The organism is Amniculibacterium sp. G2-70 (assembly GCF_014353055.1).
In the GTDB taxonomy this organism is placed as follows: domain Bacteria; phylum Bacteroidota; class Bacteroidia; order Flavobacteriales; family Weeksellaceae; genus Amniculibacterium; species Amniculibacterium aquaticum.
Map to the genome: position 1 here is coordinate 276,873 of NZ_CP060698.1, position 24,086 is coordinate 300,958.

30 protein-coding genes, 1 tRNA gene and 4 pseudogenes are annotated in these 24,086 nt (G+C 33.2%); 30 read left to right on the forward strand and 5 right to left on the reverse strand.

The features are described 5' to 3' along the window. The first annotated feature begins 106 nt into the window (after window positions 1-106). The 10 genes from H9Q20_RS01200 to H9Q20_RS01245 all read left to right on the forward strand — a co-directional run bounded on the left by H9Q20_RS01200 (window position 107) and on the right by H9Q20_RS01245 (window position 5,645). Entirely contained in the window at window positions 107-514 is a 408-nt protein-coding gene (locus H9Q20_RS01200; protein ID WP_187478092.1) for a hypothetical protein, read from the forward strand. 195 nt (window positions 515-709) lie between these two features. Next, the gene (locus H9Q20_RS01205) at window positions 710-1,495 is read left to right on the forward strand and encodes a hypothetical protein (RefSeq protein ID WP_187478093.1); all 786 of its coding nucleotides are present in this window, start codon (window positions 710-712) and stop codon (window positions 1,493-1,495) included. Then, a complete protein-coding gene (locus H9Q20_RS01210; RefSeq protein WP_187478094.1) occupies window positions 1,492-1,899 on the forward strand; it encodes a hypothetical protein in 408 nt (135 codons plus the stop codon). Before H9Q20_RS01205 ends, H9Q20_RS01210 begins: the two co-directional genes overlap by 4 nt. A gap of 114 nt (window positions 1,900-2,013) precedes the next feature. Then, the gene (locus H9Q20_RS01215; RefSeq protein WP_187478095.1) at window positions 2,014-2,400 is read left to right on the forward strand and encodes a hypothetical protein; all 387 of its coding nucleotides are present in this window, start codon (window positions 2,014-2,016) and stop codon (window positions 2,398-2,400) included. 335 nt (window positions 2,401-2,735) lie between these two features. Then, the gene (locus H9Q20_RS01220) at window positions 2,736-2,969 is read left to right on the forward strand and encodes an addiction module protein (RefSeq protein WP_187478096.1); all 234 of its coding nucleotides are present in this window, start codon (window positions 2,736-2,738) and stop codon (window positions 2,967-2,969) included. Then, window positions 2,966-3,256, forward strand: a complete 291-nt coding sequence (locus H9Q20_RS01225; RefSeq protein ID WP_187478097.1) for a type II toxin-antitoxin system RelE/ParE family toxin — start codon at window positions 2,966-2,968, stop codon at window positions 3,254-3,256. Before H9Q20_RS01220 ends, H9Q20_RS01225 begins: the two co-directional genes overlap by 4 nt. A 1-nt stretch (window position 3,257) precedes the next feature. Next, entirely contained in the window at window positions 3,258-4,073 is an 816-nt protein-coding gene (locus tag H9Q20_RS01230) for a colicin E3/pyocin S6 family cytotoxin (protein ID WP_222933882.1), read from the forward strand. 2 nt (window positions 4,074-4,075) lie between these two features. Beyond that, on the forward strand, window positions 4,076-4,336 hold the full coding sequence (locus H9Q20_RS01235; RefSeq protein ID WP_187478098.1) for a hypothetical protein: 261 nt from the start codon (window positions 4,076-4,078) through the stop codon (window positions 4,334-4,336). Window positions 4,337-4,341: 5 nt separating this feature from the next. Continuing rightward, a complete protein-coding gene (locus tag H9Q20_RS01240; RefSeq protein WP_187478099.1) occupies window positions 4,342-4,923 on the forward strand; it encodes a hypothetical protein in 582 nt (193 codons plus the stop codon). A gap of 53 nt (window positions 4,924-4,976) precedes the next feature. Further along, a complete protein-coding gene (locus tag H9Q20_RS01245) occupies window positions 4,977-5,645 on the forward strand; it encodes a hypothetical protein (protein WP_187478100.1) in 669 nt (222 codons plus the stop codon). 84 nt (window positions 5,646-5,729) lie between these two features. Here the strand turns inward: H9Q20_RS01245 and H9Q20_RS01250 are convergent, their stop codons facing one another. The 3 genes from H9Q20_RS01250 to H9Q20_RS13330 all read right to left on the reverse strand — a co-directional run bounded on the left by H9Q20_RS01250 (window position 5,730) and on the right by H9Q20_RS13330 (window position 7,285). Continuing rightward, window positions 5,730-6,629, reverse strand: coding sequence for an IS3 family transposase (locus tag H9Q20_RS01250; protein WP_410369578.1), 900 nt, complete (start codon window positions 6,627-6,629; stop codon window positions 5,730-5,732). A gap of 20 nt (window positions 6,630-6,649) precedes the next feature. Then, window positions 6,650-6,916 carry a transposase gene (locus H9Q20_RS13325; RefSeq protein ID WP_187477476.1) on the reverse strand — a complete coding sequence of 89 codons (267 nt, stop codon included), beginning with the start codon at window positions 6,914-6,916 and terminating at the stop codon, window positions 6,650-6,652. 264 nt (window positions 6,917-7,180) lie between these two features. Then, a complete protein-coding gene (locus H9Q20_RS13330; protein WP_187478101.1) occupies window positions 7,181-7,285 on the reverse strand; it encodes a Fic family protein in 105 nt (34 codons plus the stop codon). A gap of 249 nt (window positions 7,286-7,534) precedes the next feature. Here H9Q20_RS13330 and H9Q20_RS01260 point away from each other — a divergent pair. Continuing rightward, a pseudogene (locus H9Q20_RS01260) lies at window positions 7,535-7,906 on the forward strand (transposase); the annotation flags it as partial. A 541-nt stretch (window positions 7,907-8,447) separates the two neighbouring features. Here the strand turns inward: H9Q20_RS01260 and H9Q20_RS01265 are convergent. Beyond that, window positions 8,448-9,896: an IS1182 family transposase gene (locus H9Q20_RS01265; protein ID WP_187477341.1), complete on the reverse strand. Its 1,449-nt coding sequence runs from the start codon at window positions 9,894-9,896 to the stop codon at window positions 8,448-8,450. Window positions 9,897-10,052: 156 nt separating this feature from the next. Between H9Q20_RS01265 and H9Q20_RS01270 the strand changes: the two genes are divergently transcribed. The 19 genes and pseudogenes from H9Q20_RS01270 to H9Q20_RS01355 all read left to right on the forward strand — a co-directional run bounded on the left by H9Q20_RS01270 (window position 10,053) and on the right by H9Q20_RS01355 (window position 23,826). Further along, window positions 10,053-11,942: an RHS repeat-associated core domain-containing protein gene (locus tag H9Q20_RS01270; protein ID WP_187478103.1), complete on the forward strand. Its 1,890-nt coding sequence runs from the start codon at window positions 10,053-10,055 to the stop codon at window positions 11,940-11,942. Window positions 11,943-11,949: 7 nt separating this feature from the next. After that, window positions 11,950-12,435 carry a hypothetical protein gene (locus tag H9Q20_RS01275; protein WP_187478104.1) on the forward strand — a complete coding sequence of 162 codons (486 nt, stop codon included), beginning with the start codon at window positions 11,950-11,952 and terminating at the stop codon, window positions 12,433-12,435. Window positions 12,436-12,493: 58 nt separating this feature from the next. Then, window positions 12,494-13,198: a hypothetical protein gene (locus H9Q20_RS01280; protein WP_187478105.1), complete on the forward strand. Its 705-nt coding sequence runs from the start codon at window positions 12,494-12,496 to the stop codon at window positions 13,196-13,198. A gap of 2 nt (window positions 13,199-13,200) precedes the next feature. Beyond that, window positions 13,201-13,659, forward strand: a complete 459-nt coding sequence (locus H9Q20_RS01285) for a hypothetical protein (RefSeq protein ID WP_187478106.1) — start codon at window positions 13,201-13,203, stop codon at window positions 13,657-13,659. Between the two features lie 111 nt (window positions 13,660-13,770). Continuing rightward, window positions 13,771-14,037, forward strand: a complete 267-nt coding sequence (locus H9Q20_RS01290) for a transposase (protein WP_187477476.1) — start codon at window positions 13,771-13,773, stop codon at window positions 14,035-14,037. A 20-nt stretch (window positions 14,038-14,057) separates the two neighbouring features. Further along, complete coding sequence (locus tag H9Q20_RS01295) at window positions 14,058-14,957, forward strand: IS3 family transposase (protein WP_187478571.1); 900 nt, start codon at window positions 14,058-14,060, stop codon at window positions 14,955-14,957. A gap of 318 nt (window positions 14,958-15,275) precedes the next feature. Further along, window positions 15,276-15,462: pseudogene (locus tag H9Q20_RS13335) on the forward strand (RHS repeat-associated core domain-containing protein); the annotation flags it as partial. A 738-nt stretch (window positions 15,463-16,200) separates the two neighbouring features. Further along, complete coding sequence (locus tag H9Q20_RS01305) at window positions 16,201-16,476, forward strand: hypothetical protein (protein ID WP_187478108.1); 276 nt, start codon at window positions 16,201-16,203, stop codon at window positions 16,474-16,476. A 47-nt stretch (window positions 16,477-16,523) separates the two neighbouring features. Then, window positions 16,524-16,706, forward strand: a pseudogene (locus H9Q20_RS13340) (RHS repeat domain-containing protein); the annotation flags it as partial. A gap of 87 nt (window positions 16,707-16,793) precedes the next feature. Beyond that, complete coding sequence (locus tag H9Q20_RS01310; protein ID WP_410369584.1) at window positions 16,794-17,459, forward strand: hypothetical protein; 666 nt, start codon at window positions 16,794-16,796, stop codon at window positions 17,457-17,459. 71 nt (window positions 17,460-17,530) lie between these two features. Next, window positions 17,531-17,887: a hypothetical protein gene (locus H9Q20_RS01315; RefSeq protein ID WP_187478110.1), complete on the forward strand. Its 357-nt coding sequence runs from the start codon at window positions 17,531-17,533 to the stop codon at window positions 17,885-17,887. Between the two features lie 42 nt (window positions 17,888-17,929). Beyond that, the gene (locus H9Q20_RS01320; RefSeq protein ID WP_187478111.1) at window positions 17,930-18,139 is read left to right on the forward strand and encodes a hypothetical protein; all 210 of its coding nucleotides are present in this window, start codon (window positions 17,930-17,932) and stop codon (window positions 18,137-18,139) included. A 7-nt stretch (window positions 18,140-18,146) separates the two neighbouring features. Continuing rightward, entirely contained in the window at window positions 18,147-18,560 is a 414-nt protein-coding gene (locus H9Q20_RS01325) for a hypothetical protein (protein ID WP_187478112.1), read from the forward strand. An 11-nt stretch (window positions 18,561-18,571) separates the two neighbouring features. Further along, window positions 18,572-18,760: pseudogene (locus tag H9Q20_RS13345) on the forward strand (RHS repeat domain-containing protein); the annotation flags it as partial. A 788-nt stretch (window positions 18,761-19,548) separates the two neighbouring features. Then, window positions 19,549-19,983 (forward strand): hypothetical protein, encoded by a 435-nt coding sequence (locus H9Q20_RS01335; RefSeq protein ID WP_187478114.1) that lies wholly within the window; start codon window positions 19,549-19,551, stop codon window positions 19,981-19,983. Window positions 19,984-20,092: 109 nt separating this feature from the next. Further along, window positions 20,093-21,244: an RHS repeat-associated core domain-containing protein gene (locus tag H9Q20_RS13305; RefSeq protein WP_187478115.1), complete on the forward strand. Its 1,152-nt coding sequence runs from the start codon at window positions 20,093-20,095 to the stop codon at window positions 21,242-21,244. After that, window positions 21,244-21,963 (forward strand): hypothetical protein, encoded by a 720-nt coding sequence (locus tag H9Q20_RS01345; RefSeq protein WP_187478116.1) that lies wholly within the window; start codon window positions 21,244-21,246, stop codon window positions 21,961-21,963. The genes H9Q20_RS13305 and H9Q20_RS01345 overlap by 1 nt, the downstream gene beginning before the upstream one ends. Before the next feature lie 44 nt (window positions 21,964-22,007). After that, window positions 22,008-23,102: an RHS repeat-associated core domain-containing protein gene (locus H9Q20_RS13310; protein WP_187478117.1), complete on the forward strand. Its 1,095-nt coding sequence runs from the start codon at window positions 22,008-22,010 to the stop codon at window positions 23,100-23,102. 22 nt (window positions 23,103-23,124) lie between these two features. Beyond that, window positions 23,125-23,826 carry a hypothetical protein gene (locus tag H9Q20_RS01355; RefSeq protein ID WP_187478118.1) on the forward strand — a complete coding sequence of 234 codons (702 nt, stop codon included), beginning with the start codon at window positions 23,125-23,127 and terminating at the stop codon, window positions 23,824-23,826. A gap of 116 nt (window positions 23,827-23,942) precedes the next feature. Here H9Q20_RS01355 and H9Q20_RS01360 read toward each other — a convergent pair. After that, window positions 23,943-24,016: transfer RNA gene (locus tag H9Q20_RS01360), tRNA-Ala, on the reverse strand. Window positions 24,017-24,086: the final 70 nt, after the last annotated feature.

Genomic DNA, 24,086 nt, shown 5'->3' on the forward strand with positions numbered 1-24,086 from the left:
TTCTTGGTGCTATTATTGGAGGGTTAATAGGCGGAATTGGTGGCGGAATGTTGGGGCAAGTCGCAGGTGAAGCAATTATTGATGAAGTTCGTAGATAGCAATAGTTATGAGAAAATTAATTTATTACATTAATATTTTGCATTTTGTGATTTATGATAAGATTAAGAAATCTAATATTTTTCTTCTTGGAATACCAGATGTAACCTCAGGGAGGATAATTCTGTTGCTTTCTTTATTACCTGCAATGCAATTTTTTATTTTTTATTTAATGTATTGTAAAGTAAAAGATGAAAAATTCCAACCGGAAATTGTTTTTTTGTTTGTAATTCCTTTTGGGTTATTGGTTTGGTTTTCAGTAATTCAAAAAGACAAATACCTAACTTATTTTAAAAAATTTGAAAAAGAGCCGACTGCAGTAAAAAGAAAATGGGCTAGGATAAGTTTTGGGGTTTTGGTAGGAATTATCCTTTTATTGATAATCAGTATTTGGATAATGATAGAAGTAATACATTAAGTTAGAAGCCCAAGCTATTGCCAACATCTTGCATGTACCCCCTGCTACGCAAAGTCTCCTGACTTTGCGCCATCAGCATTACAAATCTTGTAGCTTTACCTTAATTCAAATACAGAAAATAAATTCTATCTTTGGTAGCAGATAATCCGGTTGTGAATGTAACGAAGACGAACGAATTTTGGAAATATAATAATTATGAGGACTGAAATATTGGTGCAAAGTCGGGAGACTTTGCGCAGCGGGAGATCGCCGAAAGTATATAATGCAGGGCAAACTTATGAAGGCCAAGAAGCCGTAGATTTGTTTTATGCCTTAAAAGACAGATCAGTCGGTATAATGTTTGAAGAAAAAGGACCCACTTATAAAACCTACTCTCTAGCCGATGATACTGGCTCTAGCGGAGGTAATAACCATAACCCCATCAATATGGAAAGCTTCAACCAAACCCTTTCTTGGCTACAAAGCTATAGTAGAGCTGGGTTGAATGATGTGATGCATGAAATGACTGGACCGGGAGATCCTCCAGGAAAAAATTCTGTTCAAGAAAAGCAACCTTGGGATTTAAATGGAGATGGTATATTACAAAAAAATGAAGCTGATAATTGGTGGTTAATGGGAAAAGGAGCTGACATTTGGGTGGACAATTCATTAATAAATTGGTCGGGATTGGAAATGCCTTTGAATACACCAGTAGGAAAAACATTCAGCATAGATACTCATAATGCTTTTGTAGATTTACCATATGAAACAGCATCTACTTATGGTGGAACTTCATTTGTGAGAACGGGAGAAAGGACAGCTTCTGTCATAGATCAAAAATATCACTATGATTATCGATCAAATACTTCCGTTAAAGATGTAATACGAAATTTCATGAATTGGTATGGCAAACCGTCTCTTCCTTGGCCAAATAACATACCTCGATTACAAGGTGTGGATTATATGATACACTATCAATACCCTCAAATAAAATTCAAATGAAAAAAAAAATGATAATTTTAGGAATAACGATTTTTATATTTTGGTTGGGTTATGAATATTGGGACTATGATGAGGATTTAGGAGATGGATATTACTTTCTACCAGAATATGAAGCCAAAGATATAGGTTTTCCAGATGGTGCAATTGTTTATAAATCTTTTGACAAGAATGTTTTTGAAGATATAAAAATACCTGCAACTGTTATTGAAGCAAAAAATACAGGAGATTATATTGTAGCTATACAAATTCCACAGAATGATACTATTAGAAAATATTTTGTCATAAATAAAAAGACTGATGAAATTATTGAAAATTTGAACAGAAAAGAATTTTTAAATATTTGTGCAAAACTTAAAATAAATCCCCGCTGCGCAAAGTCTCCCGACTTTGAGCAATCAAAATAACAAATCTTGTAGCTTTACCTTAATGCAAATACAGAAAATAAATTCTATCTTTGGTAGCAGATAATCCGGTTGTGAATGTAACGAAGACAAACGAATTTTGGAAATATAATAATTATGACGACTGATACATTGGGCTCAAAGTCGGGAGACTTTGCGCAGCGTGGAGGATTTTTCACTAATATTGGAGATGGAATTACTTTGGGAGGATATGGACTTACTATGACTGGTATTGGTGCCAAGGTTGGAGTTCCACTTGCTGGTATTGGAAATATGATTTCTACAGGTGGTGCTATTATTAGTTTATCAGATGCTTATTTAAATGGAAATTTTGCTGAAATGAATAAAATTATTGGTTTTCAAACAGTAAATATTGAGACAGGACATCTATCTTCTAAAGTACCTGGATTTAATACTTTGGGAAAAGAGATTTTTAAACAAAATGTAGGTTTGAAGGTAATATTACTTGAAAAATGGTATGACAACTCTAATAATAAAAAATAACATATGAATCTGATATTTAGTTTGTTAATTATACTTTTTGGCTTCGTTTTATTTATATTAATTAGAAATAAGTGGTTATATGAAAAATCTGTTTGTGATACAAGTTTTTACTCTAAAAGTCAAAATATTAGTGGAATTATTATGACTATATTTATTATATTTTTTGGTATTTGCTCTTTGTTGAAAGGTTGTAGTTAGCTAAAGTCCCCCCTCCGCTGCCGCACGATTGTATCATATGGCAAGAACAAAGAAAATTATATTATAGAAAGTCATTTCAGGCATTAGACGAGATTAGAAATTAGTTTAGTATCTTTGAAAATAGTAAAAAGAAAAAAATGGAAACCACACTTGAAATCAGAAAAAAAATCCACGAATTTATTGACCACGCAGACGAAAGGATCTTAAGAATTATCAATGCAATCATAACAACCGAAGAAGAAACAGAACCAAATGTTCCGGAATCTTTCTACGAAGAATTAGACAAAAGAAAGGAAAAACATTTAACAGGAAAATCCAAATCTTATTCTTGGGAAGAAGTTAAAGACAGAGCAAGAGCTAAAGTAAAATGATTTATGAATTAGAAATTGTAGAAGAAGCAGACTGGGAAATCACAGAAGCTTATTTGTATTACGAGCATAAACAATCGGGATTAGGCGAAAAATTTTTAAAACAATTAGATAAATATTTAGACCGAATTTGTGAAAACCCAAAGCTTTTTCAAATCAAGAAAAATGATTATCGAGAAGCTTATATCAGAAAATTTCCATACTTGGTAATTTTTGAAATAGAAGAAAACAAAGTCGTCATTTATTCAGTTTTCAACACGCCACAAAATCCTGAAAAAAAACCAAAATAAAATGTCAACAATGCTGTTTCGAGCGTCTCCATTGGCGGAGCAAATGCGTCGCCACAGCCCATACAATTATGCGTTTAATAATCCGATAAGGTATATAGACCCCGACGGGAGATCGCCAAAAGTATATAATGCAGGGCAAACTTATGAAGGCCAAGAAGCCGTAGATTTGTTTTATGCCTTAAAAGACAGATCAGTAGGTATAATGTTTGAAGAAAAAGGACCCACTTATAAAACCTACTCTCTAGCCGATGATACTGGCTCTAGCGGAGGTAATAACCATAACCCCAGCAATATGGAAAGCTTCAACCAAATCCTTTCTTGGTTACAAAGTTATAGTAGAGCTGGATTGAATCACACGTTGCATGAAATCGGGAATGAAAGCCTTTTAAATGACAGTGATGAAGGAGAAGATCCAGGAAAAGGTCGAGATACAAGAGGACATAAACCAGCACCTAAAAAATTACCAGGATTTCCTGATGCTGAAAAAGTGAAATCTAAAGATCCAAACAGAACAAGATGGAGAAATCCGGATGGGAAAATTTTGGAATGGGATAAACAACACGGAGATGTTGAAATCTATAACAAGAATGGAAAGCATCAAGGATCAGCGAGACCCGAAACGGGTGAAATATATAAACCACCAGTTCCAGGAAGGAGAATTGATCCCATCATAAAAGTAGGTGTTGGGGCAGGAATTATTTATGGAGGCTTGAAAATTTTAGACTGGGCAGCAAGTAGACTAACTCCGATGTTTATGACACCAATAATGATGTATCAAGTTAATCCAACATATCAATATCAACAAGAAACCTATTAAATATGACATTAGTAAGAGTAATAGAAGAGTTTAATAATACTGATGAAAAACTTAATAAAGAGTATATTCTTAATATTGCAGCAGAGAAAATTTTAGAAGTTTTAGATGATTTAGTTTTAAATGAAGATGATTACCCAAACGAAATATATGATCCATATGATCTTACGATTTCACAGATTGAAAAATTAAAACCTTTTTTAAATGAGAAATTGGAAGAGAATTTGGAAATATATTCTTATCAATTAAGTTGTTATGAAGAGTAGCTGGATTGAATGATGTGATGGCCGCGGGTAATGTAGAACCTCCAATAAAAGGGCTATCGTTTTTTAAAGACAGTACAGGGGAATATTGGTGGGATGCTCAAAAAGGAGCTTATCAGCATTTTAACCTTAACCAAAATGGAGATAGACAATTTGCAGGATATTACTCCGTAACAGGAGCTGGCCCTAAAGGGCAATATACCATTGTAGAAATGGGCAAACCTTATGAATTAGCAATTAGAGATAATGTTAAAGAAACGCAATATACTGATTTATCAAGAGAATTTATAGACCTTAAGATTACACATACCTATGGCAGTAGAGATGCAGTGTCATCTTCAATTTTTTCACGCCCCATTGGCACAGCTAACATAAGATTATTTGCAGGTAATACAAAAATAAACAATGGTTGGGGTTTAACTGGAACGATTTCAAATTATACAGAAACAAGAGCCTATGGAACTAGTTTTAATTCTTCAATGAATAGAGCATCTCTACAAGGAGGAATATTAGGTGCTGCTGGTAATGGTTCAGATGCATTTGGTTTACAAATAATAAAGGCTATTTGGCCATTTCTCTTTAAAAAATAAAATTTCACAAAATCATGCGAATACAAAAAATTGTCATATTATGTGTTTTAATAATGATCTTATTTTTAAGTTCTTGTTTTAAAAGGAGCTTAAGTGACGATAAGGATTTACAATTCGGTCGTTCCTATTTAGGAGAAAAATTGACGTCACATTTTCCTAACAATGATGTTTTTGAGAAATATGTAGTAATAAAAGATACTTCAGCATACTACAATACAATGGATATGAGTTTAACTTTGTTTGATTCAGATGCAGATAAACGAATTAACAAGGTATTAAACGAATATAAAAACAAAAATATATATATAGATAATGATAGTTGTATTGTTGTTTTAAATGATTTTATAAATAAAAATGATTTATCAAATATTTCTAATTCTATGGAAAATAATTCTGATTATATTTATTCCGAACCATTAAAAAATTATATTAGTAAAATATATAAAAATTGTACAGATAAATATAAGGTAATTCCAAATTTTTGGCAGGGTTATTATGGCGGATTTAGTTCTCAGGATCAAATAGCCGATACCCGAAGTCATTTGGATAGAAATTTCAAATTCATAATTATAGATTCGCAGTTCAGTGATACAGCAACATGGTCACCAAAACTAGATCCTCCAAAATCTTATATGCCAGATCCTGTTAGACATGGATATTCACGAGGTATTGCTTTTAATGAAAGAGAAAGAATAATTATTTATTGGGTAATATTATGGTAAGCCAAAACTTCTCGATTAAAAGTTAGAAATTGAAATCGCCCATACAATTGCAGCTCAGAAAATTAAATTGTAATCTTCCCATTCTTAGTAACACTCAAAAGTAGAGATTTTATTTAATATTTCTGTTGTTGGTGTTGAATAATTTTGTTGAAATGTGGGAAAATCTGCTGGATTAGTGTGGCTGATTTTTCCATATTTCAATAAAAAATCCCTCGGTGTGAGATATTGCAATGCACTGTGTGGTCTTTCGTTGTTGTATTTCCACATCCATATTTCTGCGTAATTTCTCATTTGTTTCACGCTTTCAAACAAATATACATCCAAAAACTCTGTTCTAAATGTTCTATTAAACCGCTCAATAAGAGAGTTTTGAGTAGGTTTTCCCGGTTGGATAAAATGCAACTCAATTTCGTGATATTGACACCAAGTTTTTAATTTTTCTGAAATAAATTCCGGTCCGTTATCCACTCGTATTTTGTCCGGTTTCCCTCGCCATTCGATGAGTTCTTCCAGCTTGGTAATTACTTTTGCAGAAGGCAAACTCGTATCAATACTTATTTGTAAAATTTCTCTGTTAAAATCATCTATAATGTTCAAACTTCTCACGCTTTTGCCGTTTTCCAAAGTGTCATGCATGAAATCCATACTCCATGTTACATTTGGATAGATCGGACGCAGAAGCGGCTCTTTCACTCTTGCAGGAAGCCTTTTCTTTCTCTTGCTTCTTAAATTTAGATTCATCGAAGTGTAGATTCTGTAAATCCGTTTATGATTCCACCAAAATCCCATGTTTTTCAAGCGATAACGCATTGTCCAAAATCCCCAAGTATGTTCTTGTATTGCCAACAACCGAAGTTCTTCACGGATGAGATCATCTTGAGAATCAATCCTCTTTTTATAGTACATAACCGAATAACTCAGCCCGAAACAACCGCATGCCTTCCTTATGCTTATCTTGTGGGTTTCTTTGGCATATACTACCATTTCTCGCTTTTCGGAAGGCGTTAAAGCTTTTTTTCTATAACATCTTTTAAAACAGTGTTCTCCAAAGTTAGTTCTGCGACAATTTTTTTATATTGTGACAGCTGTTTCTCAAACTCTTTGAGTTGTGCCAGTTGGTGCGTATCCATACCACCGTATTTACTTTTCCATTTGTAAAAAGTAGGTTGGCTGATACCGTAATCTCGGCAAATCTCGTTTACCGTTTTTCCTTGATTTTGTTCAGATAAGATCTTCACAATCTGAACCTCTGTAAATTTGCTCTGTTTCATATTTCCCAAAGTTAAAAACTATATTTATATTCGTTTCTGTTTTTGGGGAAGACTACAAAATCACAAACAAAAAAAGCTCTAAACATCAGTGTTTAAAGCTTTTTTTTGTGGAGAATACGGGATTCGAACCCGTGGCCTCTTGACTGCCAGTAATAACACCAAGTTTTATAGAAATTTAAAAAAATACATAGATCTAAAAATCAGTTAGTTACATTTTTACACTTTTGCTTTTTTTCCCTTTTTTATCATGATTTTACACTATTTTTACACTAATTTTACACTATTAAAATATCCTGAAACATCGATTGGTAAAGCAAAAAGTAGTCTTCCCAATACACCATTTCCATCTCGGAAAGGATGAAGATGCATAAAGAATTTTTGAAACTTATAGCATTGCTAAGCGGTTCGAGTTCTTGTCAATAAGAGGTGCTATGCAATGTTTTACACAATACTTTACACAAAAGTTTACGCAACATTTTTCACAAAGATATAAAAGAAATTGGAACAGCAAAGTAACAATGCATTCTCATTGAAGAAACTATCTAAATTTCTTAACAAGCGTAAATATCAATGTGTTATGTTTTAAAAACAAGGCTTAAGCGATGGAATGAGTACTGAAAAACAAGTCTTGCCGCATGGAAAATGGCAATAAAAAACAGAACGGTTCAAAAAGGATTAATTTTTCATTCAGATAGAGGAATTCAGTATGCAAACAAGAAATTCGCTAATACAATAGAGTTCTATGGCGTTATTAGAAGTATGAGCAGGAAAGGAAATTGTTGGGACAACGCGGTGGCAGAGAGTCTTTTTAAGTCATTAAAGACCGAGCTGATTTATGGTAACAAACTGATCTCAAAAGAGCAAATGGAATTAGAAATTTTTGAATACATTGAAATTTGGTACAACAAAAAAAGACGTCATGGCACACTAAATTTTAAAACAATAGAAGAGTTTAACAATCAAAACAAAATTTATCAAAATGTAGCTTAACTTAAACTGGAAATTTTATTTGCATATCTTGTTCTTTCATCTGGTAGATTTTCAAATCTTGCATTCAGTTCATTTATGATATCTTCAGCAGTTTGAGTTCATTTATCTGTTTCAGAAATATTCACTCCTTTGTCTGCGAGACTATGGTTAAATTATCAACCCCTAATATAGCAAGGTGAATCGTTTTTTTAATAAAGCTACCTTTCTCTCTTAGAAAAATCAACCTAAAATACTGACTTTTATCATTTTAATAAAAAAAAAATGTCTGTTTCTTAAAAAACTGTTAAATTCGTAAAAACTTATAATTAAAAACATAAAACCATGAGAAAAATCTCCATGAGTGTGGTGAGGTCACTGAAAAACCATCTTCATTTTGAATAAGATTTAATTTCAGACAAGAATTAAGAGCTTATTACACGACTTTAAAATCGGTAATAAGCTCTTTACATTTTTTGGAGTTCTAAATTTAATGGGTTTTGTAAAGCTTGTTTTGATTTAATTGGAGCTGAGTTTTAAAGATGATGATTTTGTTCTCTTTTTCTTAGATTAATTTCAGGATCCTCTTCAAATTGACTGCGAAAATAGCCAATGCTCCCTGCATTTGCATGTTTTCTATTCCATAAGAAGTGGCTCTTTTGTAACCATGAACATTTTTAAGTTCACTGTTTTTGGCTTCAATTTTATACCGGTGTTTCGACTTTTCTTTGTAATAATCACTTTCCTGAAAAGCCATCTGTTCTTGGTGTAATTCTGATTTTATAGAAACCGAGTAGGTTTTAGATTTTGCTCCGTCTTTGTAACAACCTTCTCTTAATGGGCAAACTTTACATTTTTCAACATCAAAATAATATACATCAGCTTGATTTTTGCCGACATTCTTTCTGTTCTGATGGGCTTTTCTGATGGCTAAATGCCCGGCAGGACAAACAAATCTGTCAGCATCCTTATTGTAATCAAACTGGTCTTTTTCTTTCCTACATCCTTGTGTAATGGATGGATTTAACTTTGCAACAATTTTTATATCCTGTTCGCTGGCAATTTTCAGATTTTCTTTTCCACTATAAGCCGAATCGCCAATGATGGTTTCCACTTCCATTCCGTTGTCTTGGCTCATTTGCAGTAATTTTGGCAATTCAGGCCCGTCTCCTTTTTCTCCCGAAGTTACCACTGCTGCGGTGATAATCCGCTCTTCACTCATCGCCAAATGTGTTTTGTAACCGAAAAAGGAACTGTCTGCGGATTTATGTCCGATTTTGGCATCCGTGTCTTTTGAGAAAGTTAGCTGTTCATCGGTGTCTTCGGCTGTTTCCCTCAAAAGATTTAATTTCTCTTTCACTGCCGGAATCTCACTTATTGATGGCTCATCTTCTATGCATTTTTCAAGTTCTCTACAATAAGCCAATTCTTTGTTCAGATCGTTTTCAGTATTCTTGACCGGCATTTTTGATTTGAAGTTTTCATCAAATTGATAAACCGTTTTACGAACTAATCTCGAACGCTCTCTCAGTACTTCTATGCTTGAAAATGGATTCGATCTAGATAAAGTATGTGTAGCGTCCACAATAATGGATCTGGATTTAATAATGCCTTTATCGATCGCTATCGTTACCGTTTTACCAATTAGAAGGTTCAACAAATCGGTATCTTTCAAGCGTAATTTCCTGAATTTTGTAAGTGAACTGGGGTTTATCACATCATCTTCGGGAGCCATATCTAAAAAATATTTGAAAGACATATCATAGCGGGAACGCTCTACCACATCTACATCAGAAACCGAGTAAATGCTTTTCAACAAAAGGTATTTGAACATCTTCACCGGACTTTCCGCATTGCGACCATTGTTCAAACAATACTTATTCAACAGTTCATCGTAGATGAAGGAAAAATCTATCAAATCATTAATTTTTCGAAGAAGATTTTCTTTCGGAACGATTAAATCATACAAATCGGAATAAGAACTAAACTGAATCTTTTGCTGTTGGACTAACATTCTTTATCTTTAAAAGACCTTATCAAGGTACAAAAAAAGGAGCTAAAATCCTAAGATTTCAACTCCTTCTTTTTCATATTTCCTGAAAATTCACTTTTTCAGTGATCTCGTAATCTGGGGGGAGACTTATTCGGATATAAAATAAAATATACCTCTGTGGATGGTTTAGAAACACCCGATACATCCGACACCAATCTAAAAGTAAAGCCAAGATACAATGGTAACATTGCCGAAGTGGACTGGAAAACCGCCATTACTGAAAACGATCCAATGAAACGCTACGGTTATGTGTACGATGACACCAACCGATTATTGGCAGGCTTTTATCAGAAATCCACAAACCCGTCCATAAGGGAATATTATGAAAAAGCCACCTATGATTTGAATGGTAATATCCTGACGATGAAGCGCACTGCACAACAGGTAGGCCCTACTGCTTTGCTTATCGATAACATGTCTTACCACTATGAAAATACAGGCGCAAGCAACCGCCTGCAAAAAATATCCGATGCCATAACCATTGCTAAAGGATATCCTTACAAAGAGACGCCTACCAATATTGGGTATGATGACAACGGAAATATCACGGTTTTTGCTGATAAAGGAATTTCCTCCATCCAATATAATTTACTAAATTTACCCAAGCAAATTACCCAAAACGCAAAAGTGACAAGTTATACCTACCGAGCAGACGGAGTAAAAGTAAAGAAACTCTTTGATGACAAAGAAACCCATTATCTCGACGGCTTTCTGCATCGGTTTACCCAGGCATGGGAAGACGAGTCCGGAAACCTGCAAACCGATGAAGTGAGACTAAGAATCATCCCGACTTCCGAAGGCTATTACGATGCATTGAGGAAACGCTATTTTTATAATTACACCGATCATCTGGGAAATGTACGCTTAACCTATAGCGAAGATGTAAACGGTGACGGCATAGTAACAGGAGATGTTGTGGTGAATAATTGTCATACGACACCGGATGGAAGTACGATGTGCAATAACTACATCATTACGGGAGAGATAGACGGAGTAACCAACTACTACCCTTTCGGATTGATGCACAACAGCGAATATCATACTTTTGATAATGCCTATCAGTACAAATACAACGGTAAAGAACTCCAAGAAACCGGGATGTACGACTACGGCGCAAGAATGTACATGCCGGATATCGGAAGATGGGGCGTAAGCGATCCGTTGGCAGAACAAATGCGTCGTCACAGCCCATACAATTATGCGTTTAATAATCCGATAAGGTATATAGACCCCGACGGGAGATCGCCGAAAGTATATAATGCAGGGCAAACTTATGAAGGCCAAGAAGCCGTAGATTTGTTTTATGCCTTAAAAGACAGATCAGTCGGTATAATGTTTGAAGAAAAAGGACCCACTTATAAAACCTACTCTCTAGCCGATGATACTGGATCTAGCGGAGGTAATAACCATAACCCCAGCAATATGGAAAACTTTAACCAAATCCTTTCTTGGTTACAAAGCTATAGTAGAGCTGGGTTGAATGATGTGATGTATAGACCGAAGACTTCTTTTAAAGTTTACGATGATGATGGTAACTATGTAGGCAAAATGAGAATAGCAGAATATCGTACTGTTACTTATGATGATGGTTCTATGTCCACAGAGATAGATTTACGCTTTACTCCAACAAAAAATAGTGGTTATGATTCTTTTCAATGGGTACAAACAGTATCTAAAAATGAATATGGAAAGTATACTGTGTTTAATGATCCTTTACCTGGGCCAGGACACGATTCTTCACCTTATTATTGGGATAAAGATTTACAAAGCCAAATGTATAATGCTAAAACAAATACTTATAGATTTTATGATAGTCCAAGAAGAGAAGTTAATAGTATGTATAATGCTTATTGGCGTGGAGAAGTATCACTTGTTGGTATAAATAGTTCTGGAGCGCACGCTTTAAGCACTTTCAAATGGGGTTTTAATTATTACCAAAATGGTCATTATTTAAGTATGCCACTTATGTCAATACCATATTCAGGAAGATATAAATGGTTAAAATAAATCAACGATGAAGAAAATTTTAATATTAGTTTTGGGTATGGTTTTTCTTTTAATAAGTTGCCAAAATAGAACAGAAAATATATTAATTAATGTCAATTATGTTGGAAACTATGACCATCAAATGGATATTTTAATAACCAATAAAATAAAAAAAGATACAAATATATACAAACAAAGAAGTTATGCTGTAACGGCTGAAAAAATGTTAGATAAAATAAGAGACTATGTGATTGAAAACCATTCTAAAAAAACATTTAGAACAAATAAGTTAAAAGTAGTTGTTTTTGTTGATAAAAAAGAAGAAATTTATTATTTCAATGCTAAAGATGGAATAAAATTCATTGATTATTTAATGAAGAATATACGAATTAAAGACAGTAAAACTTATCAATATCAAACAAATCAATATTTTCTTGAATCCGAACTACCACCATTTAAAAATCAATTAAAAATATATTCAGGTAAAGAATGGATGAATGAAAAATCGGAATAACCAAACTCCCCCCAATGCTGATGCGAGCATCTTGCTCGTACCCATTAACAATTAAAAAATGAGCAGAAAGTATATATTCAAAGAGTTTGAAGAAAAAGGACCCACTTATAAAACCTACTCTCTAGCCGATGATACTGGCTCTAACGGAGGTGGTAACCATAACCCCAGCAACATGGAAAACTTTAACCAAATCCTTTCTTGGTTACAAAGCTATAGTAGAGCTGGATTAAACCACGCGTTGCATACCATGGACGGACCAGACGATCCCCCAGGAAAGAAATATAAATTTCCAAGAACAAAAGTTAGTTTCAAAGTTGATCAGGGTGCAGCTCTTTTTATTGAAGAGGATAACAAAAGGTTTTTTGATGTAGATATTTATACAGTCAAGGGAACAATTGTTTTAGACGAAGGCGTTTTGACCATAAGTACTGTAGGAACAACTACTACAACCCAAGTAAATCCATATTTTTTTGGAACAGCCACTGTAACAGGAAGTAGTGCCTATGGTTTGTCTTCTTTTAGTGTGTCACTTCCGATTTATAGGGATTATGGTTACACCGCATTGCAATCGGGATATCAACAGATTGGTTCAACAACGTATACTCTTCCTAAAGGAACCACTAATGTAAATGTAAGTATTAAGGCTGGCTATATTTTCAATATACCAGGAAAAGGTGTCGGAACTCCTTTTCCACCCACTACAAGTTACAACTATCATTTCGGCAATGGACCAAGTATTAATCAATATCCTTTATTCAAATAGATATGATATACAGAGATTTACTAAAAATAAGCGTATACTTTATTGCAATAAAATTATTAATAGATTTTAGCTCTAAATTACCAGAAAGAATATATAATACCTTCTGTTTGAATATTGGGAATGTAATTACAAATATTTTATTGTATGCATTAATAAATATCTTTGTAATAGCACTGCTAATTGTTAAAGGAGGATTTATTGTTGAGTTTTTTTTTAAGAAAAATGAAAGTTTTTTAAAAGAGATTAACAAATCAAATGTTTTGTTTAGAGTTGCTCTAATAGTCTGCTCTTACTATGTAATTATAAGCAATATGTTCTCTTTTGTAACAACTTTGCCTGCTTTTACATTCGGATTGGATACAATAGAAATTTTTGTGAGCATAGCTATTTCATTGTTATTGGTTCTTTTTTCTGGCAAAATTACAAACAGTCTAACCTTCAATGAAAAGGAAAATGGATAAGCGGACTAAAGATAACAAATTAAAAGAAACAAAATCCGATTTTTTAGATAGTTTTGTAGTCTTCCCCAAAAACAGAAACGAATATAAATATAGTTTTTAACTTTGGGAAATATGAAACAGAGCAAATTTACAGAGGTTCAGATTGTGAAGATCTTATCTGAACAAAATCAAGGAAAAACGGTAAACGAGATTTGCCGAGATTACGGTATCAGCCAACCTACTTTTTACAAATGGAAAAGTAAATACGGTGGTATGGATACGCACCAACTGGCACAACTCAAAGAGTTTGAGAAACAGCTGTCACAATATAAAAAAATTGTCGCAGAACTAACTTTGGAGAACACTGTTTTAAAAGATGTTATAGAAAAAAAGCTTTAACGCCTTCCGAAAAGCGAGAAATGGTAGTATATGCCAAAGAAACCCACAAGATAAGCATAAGGAAGGCATGCGGTTGTTTCGGGCTGAGTTATTCGGTTATGTACTATAAAAAGAGGATAGATTCTCAAGATGATCTCATCCGTGAAGAACTTCGGTTGTTGGCCGAACAAGAACATACTTGGGGATTTTGGACAATGCGTTATCGCTTGAAAAACATGGGATTTTGGTGGAATCATAAACGGATTTACAGAATCTACACTTCGATGAATCTAAATTTAAGAAGCAAGAGAAAGAAAAGGCTACCTGCAAGAGTGAAAGAGCCGCTTCTGCGTCCGATTTATCCAAATGTAACATGGAGTATGGATTTTATGCATGACACTTTGGAAAACGGCAAAAGTGTGAGAAGTTTGAACATTATAGATGATTTTAACAGAGAAATTTTACAAATAAGTATTGATACGAGTTTACCTTCTACAAAAGTAATTTCCAAGCTGGAAGAACTCATCGAATGGCGAGGGAAACCGGACAAAATACGAGTGGATAACGGACCGGAATTTATTTCAGAAAAATTAAAAACTTGGTGTCAATATCACGAAATTGAGTTGCATTTTATCCAACCGGGAAAACCTACTCAAAACTCTCTTATTGAGCGGTTTAATAGAACATTTAGAACAGAGTTTTTGGATGTATATTTGTTTGAAAGCGTGAAACAAATGAGAAATTACGCAGAAATATGGATGTGGAAATACAACAACGAAAGACCACACAGTGCATTGCAATATCTCACACCGAGGGATTTTTTATTGAAATATGGAAAAATCAGCCACACCAATCCAGCAGATTTTCCCACATTTCAACAAAATTATTCAACACCAACAACAGAAATATTAAATAAAATCTCTACTTTTGAGTGTTACTAAGAATGGGAAGATTACAGTTTTGAGGAGTGGCATGATAGAAAATATAATGATGAGTATCGATATAAAAATAAACTTCCTTTTTATTATAATAAAAATAACTACTTGAAAATAGGTTTTTTATCCTTACTTATGCCTTTGTTGTGTTTGGCACTATCAATTATTTTAAATTTAGAAACTGGCTTTTACATGTTTTTCTTGTTGGCTTGCTTTCCCGGAATTAGATTAATTGTAAAATACTATAACTCTAAATAACCAAATCCCCCCAATGCTGGTGCAAGCGTTACGCTCGTACCCATAAACAATTAAAAAATGAGTAGAAAGTACAAGTACAACGGTAAAGAACTCCAAGAGACCAGAATGTACGATTATGGAGCAAGATTTTATATGCCGGACATCGGAAGATGGGGCGTTAGCGATCCGTTGGCGGAGCAAATGCGTCGCCACAGCCCATACAACTATGCGTTTAATAATCCGATAAGGTATATAGACCCCGACGGGAGATCGCCGAAAGTATATAATGCAGGGCAAACTTATGAAGGCCAAGAAGCCGTAGATTTGTTTTATGCCTTAAAAGACAGATCAGTAGGTATAATGTTTGAAGAAAAAGGACCCACTTATAAAACCTACTCTCTAGCCGATGATACTGGCTCTAACGGAGGTAATAACCATAACCCCAGCAATATGGAAAGCTTCAACCAAATCCTTTCTTGGCTACAAAGTTATAGTAGAGCAGGGTTGAATCATGCGATTCATTCTATTATGAATGGAGAAGATCCAAAGTATTATAAAAAAAAACCAAAATATGATAAAACCAATCCTTTACACGAACATTATAGTGATGCGATGACATTAGCAGAATGGACTAAAACATATGAAAATATGTCTTATAACGAAATAATAAATGAAAGCGGAAAAAATAGTATGGGATATGGCTCTGGTCCTAAAAATAGATTTGTATTTAACCCTATTGATGGAAGAGTAATGGATATGACTCATGTTATGGAAGTTGGATTTAGATTTGGAGGGGAAAATATTTTTGGAATTGGAAATGAAATAAAGCAGTGGTTTCAAGGATTTGCAGGTCTTGACCCTCAGAAAAGTGCATTTAATAAACAGGATTTTTATTCTAATATGATTGGAAATAAATTTTACTATTACAGACTCTATGAAACTGCTTATAACATAAACGGAAACATTTACAATAATTGGGTGAAAAATTTTAATAAATATTTTACGAAATAATATGAAATATACTTTAATTATAATAATTTTCCTTTGTTTTTCTTGTGGGGATAAGAAGGCTTTAGAAAAATTCCAACAATTTGATTTAAAACAAAAAAAGATAACTAAAGGGATGCCTTTCAAACAAGTATCTGAAATTATTGGAGTTCCTGAATTTATAAATCTTCGTGATAGCATATTTATTGGTAAATATAATTACGGAAATATAGATGGATATAGATTTACAGTAGGATTTTCTAAAGACAGTTTAGTCTTATGGAAAGAATACGAAAATTAAAACAAAACAATCTTGCTCGTACCCATAAACAATAAGAAATGAGTAGAAAGTACAAATACAACGGTAAAGAACTCCAAGAAACCGGGATGTACGACTACGGCGCAAGAATGTACATGCCGGAACTGGGAAGATGGGGTGTTGTGGATCCGTTGGCGGAAATGTCAAGAAGATTTACGCCGTATCATTACGGAAATAATAATCCTGTAAGGTTTATTGATCCTGACGGAATGAAGGCTATAGATGTAAACGGAGATGGAAGCCACATGGTATATGAAGGTCAAGATGCAATTGATATGTTTAATTCTATTAGAGATAGCATGCCAATTAGTAATTCTTCACCCGAATCCCCTTTTGTAAATTCCTTACAATCTTCCGGTGCAGGTGGTGGAAGCGGTGGAGGACCAACCTTTCAATTTCCTAAGGGAACAGAAAAATTTTATCAGGAAAATTACCCCGCTTTTTATGATTTAGTGAAGAATCAGCTACCAAAACTAGTGAATGACACCAACTTTATGAGTGCATTAAGCAAAGCAAGCGGATTTAGTATGGATGAACTGATTGAAATTTTTCAATACGGAAAAGGAATGGAGATAAAGATAATGGATTTAGCAGTTGGGGATGCGGAATATTTATATGGAGGCTTTACAGAAGGACATATAAGAAATACTGCTGCAATAAATACACCTGTTGCAGATTGGTTTGAAAAAGCTAATAAGAATTCTACCACAATAGAAGGTATTACTAATTTGCTTTACATGTCATCTCTTATTGCTCACGAAGCCGCTCATTGGGGAGATGATGTAAAAAGAACATTCAAATATAAAAATACAGGTCTTGAAACGAAATTTGGAGATGTGGGAAGTTTTTTTGAGAACAGAGCATTTGGTGGTTACATTGGTAGTTATAATGGTAATAATTTTGGATTTATAACTAATTATGTTAAGAGCAACTTTCAACTTATGTTACAAATTTTTAATAAATAATCATTATTATGGAATTGAAAACTAAAATATTGGCGAGTTTATTTTTTCTTTCATTATACTCTTGTACAATTATGAATAATAAGCAACAAAGAAATGTTTTTTTATCGCAATTTGCAGATAATGAAGTAATATATAGTAGTTTGTCTAATAATTCTTCTGAAAAAAAAATTGTTATTTACGACGAAAAAAGAATTATTAATGAAAATATAACATTTAAAAATGTGGGTAAAATAATTGAATTTACAAATATTAAGCCTCAGGATAATGATCATTATTTTATAGTTCATAATTTTATTCTTAATAAAAATTTAGCAACTTTAGTACTTGTGACAAATGATAGAAATTATGGAATAATATATTATTTGACAAGAAAAGGAAATAATGATAAATGGAAGCATATTAATATTATTCCTAGGAATACAAGATAGATGGTATTATTTCCTCATTACAAAAAGCTAAAATTAAGTATAATGAAATTTGAAAACACCGGAGCTCCGCAATTATTCGGAAGTACGGAAGTGGGACAGTTTTTTGAATATTCGGCTTTGAAATCCGCATATCCCAATTTTCCAGTCCCAACAGGATTGCATATAGGAAATTATGGAGACAATATTTCCGGAATACTGAAAGGCTTTGTAAGACAAAATTTCACTACATTATCTACTATTTTCTCAAAATAAATTTGCTATGAAAAAGTTCCAAATAATTTTCACTATTCTACCAATAATCGTTCTATTGATACATTCGTGTAAAAGTATTCAAAATCAAGATTCATTTATTGAGCAGTTTTTTTATAATCAGCGCACTCACTATGAGTTAAATGATTATTATGGAGATAAAGTAATAATTTATGATGAAAATAAAATTTTCACAAATACGGAAACATTATATGAGTTAGATAAAACTTCCATAAAAGTTCAAACCAATTTACCTTTGGAAGATAGTTTTTTTAGAATCCATGATTTTGTCCTAAATAAAGATTTAGCATTTGTTGCATTAACAACATCTGACAGGCTTCAAGGTATAATGATTTTTTTAAAAAGAAATTCAAAAACTAACAAGTGGAATATAATAGAAGTAAGAAAGAAACCTACTAGGTAATTTGGTAGTGTTATCAGTACAACGGCAAAGAATTACAGGATGATAACGGGATGTACGACTACGGCGCAAGAATGTACATGCCGGAACTGGGAAGATGGGGTGTTGTGGATCCGTTGGCGGAAATGTCAAGAAGATTTACGCCGTATCATTACGGAAATAATAATCCTGTAAGGTTTATTGATCCTGACGGAATGAAGGCTATAGATGTAAACGGAGATGGAAGCCACATGGTATATGAAGGTCAAGATGCAATTGATATGTTTAATTCTATTAGAGATAGCATGCCAATTAGTAATTCTTCACCCGAATCCCCTTTTGTAAATTCCTTACAATCTTCCGGTGCAGGTGGTGGAAGCGGTGGAGGACCAACCTTTCAATTTCCTAAGGGAACAGAAAAATTTTATCAGGAAAATTACCCCGCTTTTTATGATTTAGTGAAGAATCAGCTACCAAAACTAGTGAATGACACCAACTTTATGAGTGCATTAAGCAAAGCAAGTGGATTTACAATGGATGAGTTGATAGAAAATTTTCAATATGGAAAAGGGATGATGTTAAAAGGAATGATGTTATTATTTGGTGATGCAAGTTACTTATATGGTGGAATAGAAGAGGGAATGACAAAAAATACAGCAGGAGTGCAATTGGCTTTACTAGATTGGTATGAAAAAGCAAATAAGAATACAAACTCAGTTGAAGGTTTAAGCAATCTACTATATATGAGTTTACTAATTGGTCATGAAACAACACATTGGGGTGATTCATTAGGTAAGAGAAAAATCCCATACGAAACTGTAGCTAATTTTATACAAGCTGAATTTGGATATCGACCTACGGATGTTGGAAATTACTTTGAATTTCTATATTTAGATAAAGCACCTGGTGCAGGAATTGGTCATTATAATACTGAAATCTCAGCATATGTTAAAGGTTACGTTACAAAGAATTTCAAATCATTACAGAGTATTTTTAAATAATAAATTTCATTATGAAAAAACTGATTTTAATTTTCTTCAATTTATTATATGTTTTATGTTTGTTATCATGTGCAAATTTCACTAGTAAAAAACAAGATCAATTTTTTGTATCACAATTTTTTAATAATGAAGTTGTTTTTGATAATTTAGCTAAATACTATCCAAGAGATAACACCATAAAAATTTACGATAGAAAAAAAGAATTAGTTGATAAATCTATCACTTATGGTTCATCTTCAAAAAAAATAAAAATAGATATTTATGCCAATGAAAATCAACAGGATTACTTTGTAATATATAATTTTATATTAAATCAAGATTTGGCAACAATAGTATTTGCAACTTCCGACATGGAATACGGTATAATTTTTCATTTGCAAAAAATTAAAATTAAAAACGATATGCAATGGGTTGTTGTTAATACAATTCATAAGTACAGTAGATAGATATGCATCACGGCTTTTTTCACTATCATCAAAAAGAGTTATTTTTGGAAAAGAAATAAGAATCTGAAAAGAAGTAAATTGGTAGAGAAATTATCAGTACAAAGACCTTTTGGGTAATGTAAGATTAAGTTTTTATAAAAACAGCGCAGATGCAGCTACCATTTTGGATGAGAGCAATTATTATCCTTTTGGGTTGGAGCATTTGGGGTACAATGCAATGGCAGGAAATCCTTCCTACAGATATCAGTACAACGGCAAAGAGTTACAGGATGATAACGGAATGTATGATTATGGTGCAAGAATGTACATGCCAGAGTTGGGTAGATGGGGTGTAATTGATCCGCTTGCGGAGATGTCAAGAAGATTCTCTCCTTATGTATACGGAAATAATAATCCGATTATGTTCATTGATCCAGACGGAAGATTATCGCAATCATTTATTGATCAGATATTGAATTCTCCGAACGGTACAACATGGACTAATAATGGAATAGGATTTACAAACAACTGGGGAGGTATGATGGATTATGCGGGAAATGCTTTGAATTTTGGACCTAGTGGATCTCTTGAAAAACTAAATTTTTATATTAATAGTCTTGGTGCTTCAGGTGGAGGTGGAGGAACTTATCAAGTAAATACGACCGGAGCAATTTATCTCCAATTGCAAGGGATTGGATATGCAAACCCTGACAAAACAAGTGCTACATGGGCAGATGTTGCTAAAGTTTATCAAATAGAAGCAATACAAGATTTAATGCAAACTTTAAATAATGTTAATGGAACAAATGGTTTGGATGTAGAATTCTCTAACGTTGATTTGGGTGCGATGAAAGGTCATGTTGATGATAATAATGTGTGGAAGGTTCAATTAAATATGAAATCTATTACGAGTATTTTAGAATTAGCATTTGTAATGGGACATGAGATTAACCATTCGGTAACAAGTTATTTCAAAGTAATATATTATGAAAAATTAGGGCGTACCCCTATTACAAGAAATAGTTTTGGTTTTTTTTCAGAATACATATCATATTCTTGGGAAGCAAAAATGGGGAACTCAAGCATTTCTGACACATGGGAATATGTATTAGATAAACACGGCCCTAATGGTTCCAATGCAAAAGCAATTGAAAAAATACAAAATCCTATGTTTAAAGCTTTATATGAAAGATCAATTTATCATCAATCAGAAGTAGATAGAGTTAAAGAAAATTTGAATGAACTGATAAGAACTCACTATAAATTTATTAATAAAAAATAATGGAAAAATTACTTCAATTTATATTGATTTTTTCTTCAATTTTTACATTTAGTCAAATTGAAATTAAAATTGCACCGAGTGACAAACGTTTCCCTTCTACACAATATATTAAAATTGAAATTCTAAATAAAAGTAATCATAATTATATTGTTCCATTGGATACCTTAGATTTAAGACCTTTTGATGATAATTACGATTGGAAAGATTTTGATAAAAAAGGAGTCGTAGAAGGCAGCCTTAGGTTGCAAATTTACATGAAAGATGAAAGGTACAAACAGTATTTATTTGCCGATAATTTGCCAATTCATGTTAATGAGTTACTAACAAAAGAATTTGTAGACAAATTAAATTCTGAATACGAAGAAAAATTGAAGGAGCAAGAAGAATGGAAGAAAATGAACAATATTGAGGATGGAATTGACATAGAAAAAAATCGATACTTAACCGAAAACATGATATTTCTAAGACCCAATGAAAAAATTACATTCTGCAAAAAAGTGAATGATGGTTATGTACTGTCGTTTTCAAAGTCACAAAAAATTGGTTATTTTTTTGGTCTCATAAACAATAAAAATTATAAGCTTCATTTAGAATTAGTTGCCCCTAAAAACATCAAAAAATACTTAAGCAAAAAACAAAAAAAAGAATTCTCTAAATACAAAATATTTACAGGTATTGTTAAAAGTAATATTATTTCATTTAAATTTAAAAATGATTGAGATTTATATCTTTTTTAAGATAATTTTATCAGTACAAAGACCATTTGGGTAATGTAAGATTAAGTTTTTATAAAAACAGCGCAGGTGTAGCTAAAATCCTGGATGAGAGCAATTATTATCCTTTTGGGTTGGAGCATTTGGGGTACAATGCAATGGCAGGAAATCAGAGTTACCGTTATCAGTACAACGGAAAAGAATTACAGGATGATAACGGAATGTATGACTACGGTGCAAGAATGTACATGCCGGAACTGGGACGTTGGGGTGTAAGCGATCCGTTGGCAGAACAAATGCGTCGCCACAGCCCATACAATTATGCGTTTAATAATCCGATAAGGTATATAGACCCCGACGGGAGATCGCCAAAAGTATATAATGCAGGGCAAACTTATGAAGGCCAAGAAGCCGTAGATTTGTTTTATGCCTTAAAAGACAGATCAGTCGGTATAATGTTTGAAGAAAAAGGACCCACTTATAAAACCTACTCTCTAGCCGATGATACTGGATCTAGCGGAGGTAATAACCATAACCCCAGCAATATGGAAAGCTTCAACCAAATCCTTTCTTGGTTACAAAGCTATAGTAGAGCTGGATTGAATGATGTGATGGCCGCGGGTAATGTAGAACCTCCAATAAAAGGGCTATCGTTTTTTAAAGACAGTACAGGGGAATATTGGTGGGATGCTCAAAAAGGAGCTTATCAGCATTTTAACCTTAACCAAAATGGAGATAGACAATTTGCAGGATATTACTCCGTAACAGGAGCTGGCCCTAAAGGGCAATATACCATTGTAGAAATGGGCAAACCTTATGAATTAGCAATTAGAGATAATGTTAAAGAAACGCAATATACCGATGTGTACAGGGAAAGTGTAGACCAGAGTGTAACACTTTCTTATGGAAATAGAAGTTTGATTTCATCCAGAGTTATCACAAGACCCGTTGGAGTAAAAAATACAAGAACTTTCAATGGATTTGGATATCCGATAGATAACAAATGGGGGTTAACCGGTAAAGTTTCAAATTATACAGAAACTAGAGCCTACGGAACCCATTTTAATTCTTCCGCTAATAGCGCTGTAAGTACAGGAATAGGCTGGAGTATGTTAAAATTAATTCCAGGTATATTTGGTAAATAACAAATTTAAAATTTATATAATTATGCGTATATCACAATTTATGGTGTTGGGTATTTCAGCAATAATCCTCTTGTTTTTAAATTCTTGTTTTAAAAGGAGCTTAAGTGACGATAAGGATCTACAATTCGGTCGTTCCTACTTAGGAGAAAAATTGATGTCACATTTTCCCTTAAATGATGTCAATGATACATATTCAATGCTAGTGGACACCGTATCGTTCCATACCAATACTATAAATATGGGCTTAGCTTTATTTAATTCGGACGCAGATGAACGAATTAAAAAGGCACTAAATGATTACAAAAGCAAAAAACTTTATTCAGATAATGACAGCTGTATTGTAGTTTTAAATGACTTCCTTTATGAGAAAGATTTATTAAATATACTAGGTGTAATATACCCTAATCCAAATGAGTATGATCCTAATTTGGATTATAATAAAGTATACAAAAGTAAAATATTCAAAAGTTGCAAAGATAAATATGAAGTTGTTCCAAATTTTTGGAATGCTTTTTATGCTAAAGGAATCAATACCCGAAGTCATTTGGATAGAAATTTCAAATTCATAATTATAGATTCGCAGTTCAGTGATACAGCAACATGGTCACCAAAACTAGATCCTTCAAAATCTTATATGCCAGATCCTGTTAGACATGGATATTCACGAGGTATTGCTTTTAATGAAAGAGAAAGAATAATTATTTATTGGGTAATATTATGGTAAGCCAAAACTTCTCGATTAAAAGTTAGAAATTGAAATCGCCCATACAATTGCAGCTCAGAAAATTGAAATCACAAACAAAAAAAGCTCTAAACATCAGTGTTTAAAGCTTTTTTTTGTGGAGAATACGGGATTCGAACCCGTGGCCTCTTGACTGCCAGTCAAACGCGCTAGCCAACTGCGCCAATCCCCCATTGTTTTTTGTTGTGCAATAATAGGATTTTATTTCTGAATATAAAAACAAAAAGCAGAAAAATTCCTGC

Bases quoted from the DNA above. Each gene is read 5' to 3' on its own strand.
- H9Q20_RS01200 (WP_187478092.1), top strand. From the start codon at position 107: ATGAGAAAATTAATTTATTACATTAATATTTTGCATTTTGTGATTTAT.
- H9Q20_RS01205 (WP_187478093.1), top strand. From the start codon at position 710: ATGAGGACTGAAATATTGGTGCAAAGTCGGGAGACTTTGCGCAGCGGG.
- H9Q20_RS01210 (WP_187478094.1), top strand. From the start codon at position 1,492: ATGAAAAAAAAAATGATAATTTTAGGAATAACGATTTTTATATTTTGG.
- H9Q20_RS01215 (WP_187478095.1), top strand. From the start codon at position 2,014: ATGACGACTGATACATTGGGCTCAAAGTCGGGAGACTTTGCGCAGCGT.
- H9Q20_RS01220 (WP_187478096.1), top strand. From the start codon at position 2,736: ATGGAAACCACACTTGAAATCAGAAAAAAAATCCACGAATTTATTGAC.
- H9Q20_RS01225 (WP_187478097.1), top strand. From the start codon at position 2,966: ATGATTTATGAATTAGAAATTGTAGAAGAAGCAGACTGGGAAATCACA.
- H9Q20_RS01230 (WP_222933882.1), top strand. From the start codon at position 3,258: ATGTCAACAATGCTGTTTCGAGCGTCTCCATTGGCGGAGCAAATGCGT.
- H9Q20_RS01235 (WP_187478098.1), top strand. From the start codon at position 4,076: ATGACATTAGTAAGAGTAATAGAAGAGTTTAATAATACTGATGAAAAA.
- H9Q20_RS01245 (WP_187478100.1), top strand. From the start codon at position 4,977: ATGATCTTATTTTTAAGTTCTTGTTTTAAAAGGAGCTTAAGTGACGAT.
- H9Q20_RS01250 (WP_410369578.1), bottom strand. From the start codon at position 6,629: ATGGTAGTATATGCCAAAGAAACCCACAAGATAAGCATAAGGAAGGCA.
- H9Q20_RS13325 (WP_187477476.1), bottom strand. From the start codon at position 6,916: ATGAAACAGAGCAAATTTACAGAGGTTCAGATTGTGAAGATCTTATCT.
- H9Q20_RS13330 (WP_187478101.1), bottom strand. From the start codon at position 7,285: ATGCATCTTCATCCTTTCCGAGATGGAAATGGTGTATTGGGAAGACTA.
- H9Q20_RS01265 (WP_187477341.1), bottom strand. From the start codon at position 9,896: ATGTTAGTCCAACAGCAAAAGATTCAGTTTAGTTCTTATTCCGATTTG.
- H9Q20_RS01275 (WP_187478104.1), top strand. From the start codon at position 11,950: ATGAAGAAAATTTTAATATTAGTTTTGGGTATGGTTTTTCTTTTAATA.
- H9Q20_RS01280 (WP_187478105.1), top strand. From the start codon at position 12,494: ATGAGCAGAAAGTATATATTCAAAGAGTTTGAAGAAAAAGGACCCACT.
- H9Q20_RS01285 (WP_187478106.1), top strand. From the start codon at position 13,201: ATGATATACAGAGATTTACTAAAAATAAGCGTATACTTTATTGCAATA.
- H9Q20_RS01290 (WP_187477476.1), top strand. From the start codon at position 13,771: ATGAAACAGAGCAAATTTACAGAGGTTCAGATTGTGAAGATCTTATCT.
- H9Q20_RS01295 (WP_187478571.1), top strand. From the start codon at position 14,058: ATGGTAGTATATGCCAAAGAAACCCACAAGATAAGCATAAGGAAGGCA.
- H9Q20_RS01305 (WP_187478108.1), top strand. From the start codon at position 16,201: ATGAAATATACTTTAATTATAATAATTTTCCTTTGTTTTTCTTGTGGG.
- H9Q20_RS01310 (WP_410369584.1), top strand. From the start codon at position 16,794: ATGCCAATTAGTAATTCTTCACCCGAATCCCCTTTTGTAAATTCCTTA.
- H9Q20_RS01315 (WP_187478110.1), top strand. From the start codon at position 17,531: ATGAATAATAAGCAACAAAGAAATGTTTTTTTATCGCAATTTGCAGAT.
- H9Q20_RS01320 (WP_187478111.1), top strand. From the start codon at position 17,930: ATGAAATTTGAAAACACCGGAGCTCCGCAATTATTCGGAAGTACGGAA.
- H9Q20_RS01325 (WP_187478112.1), top strand. From the start codon at position 18,147: ATGAAAAAGTTCCAAATAATTTTCACTATTCTACCAATAATCGTTCTA.
- H9Q20_RS01335 (WP_187478114.1), top strand. From the start codon at position 19,549: ATGAAAAAACTGATTTTAATTTTCTTCAATTTATTATATGTTTTATGT.
- H9Q20_RS01345 (WP_187478116.1), top strand. From the start codon at position 21,244: ATGGAAAAATTACTTCAATTTATATTGATTTTTTCTTCAATTTTTACA.
- H9Q20_RS01355 (WP_187478118.1), top strand. From the start codon at position 23,125: ATGCGTATATCACAATTTATGGTGTTGGGTATTTCAGCAATAATCCTC.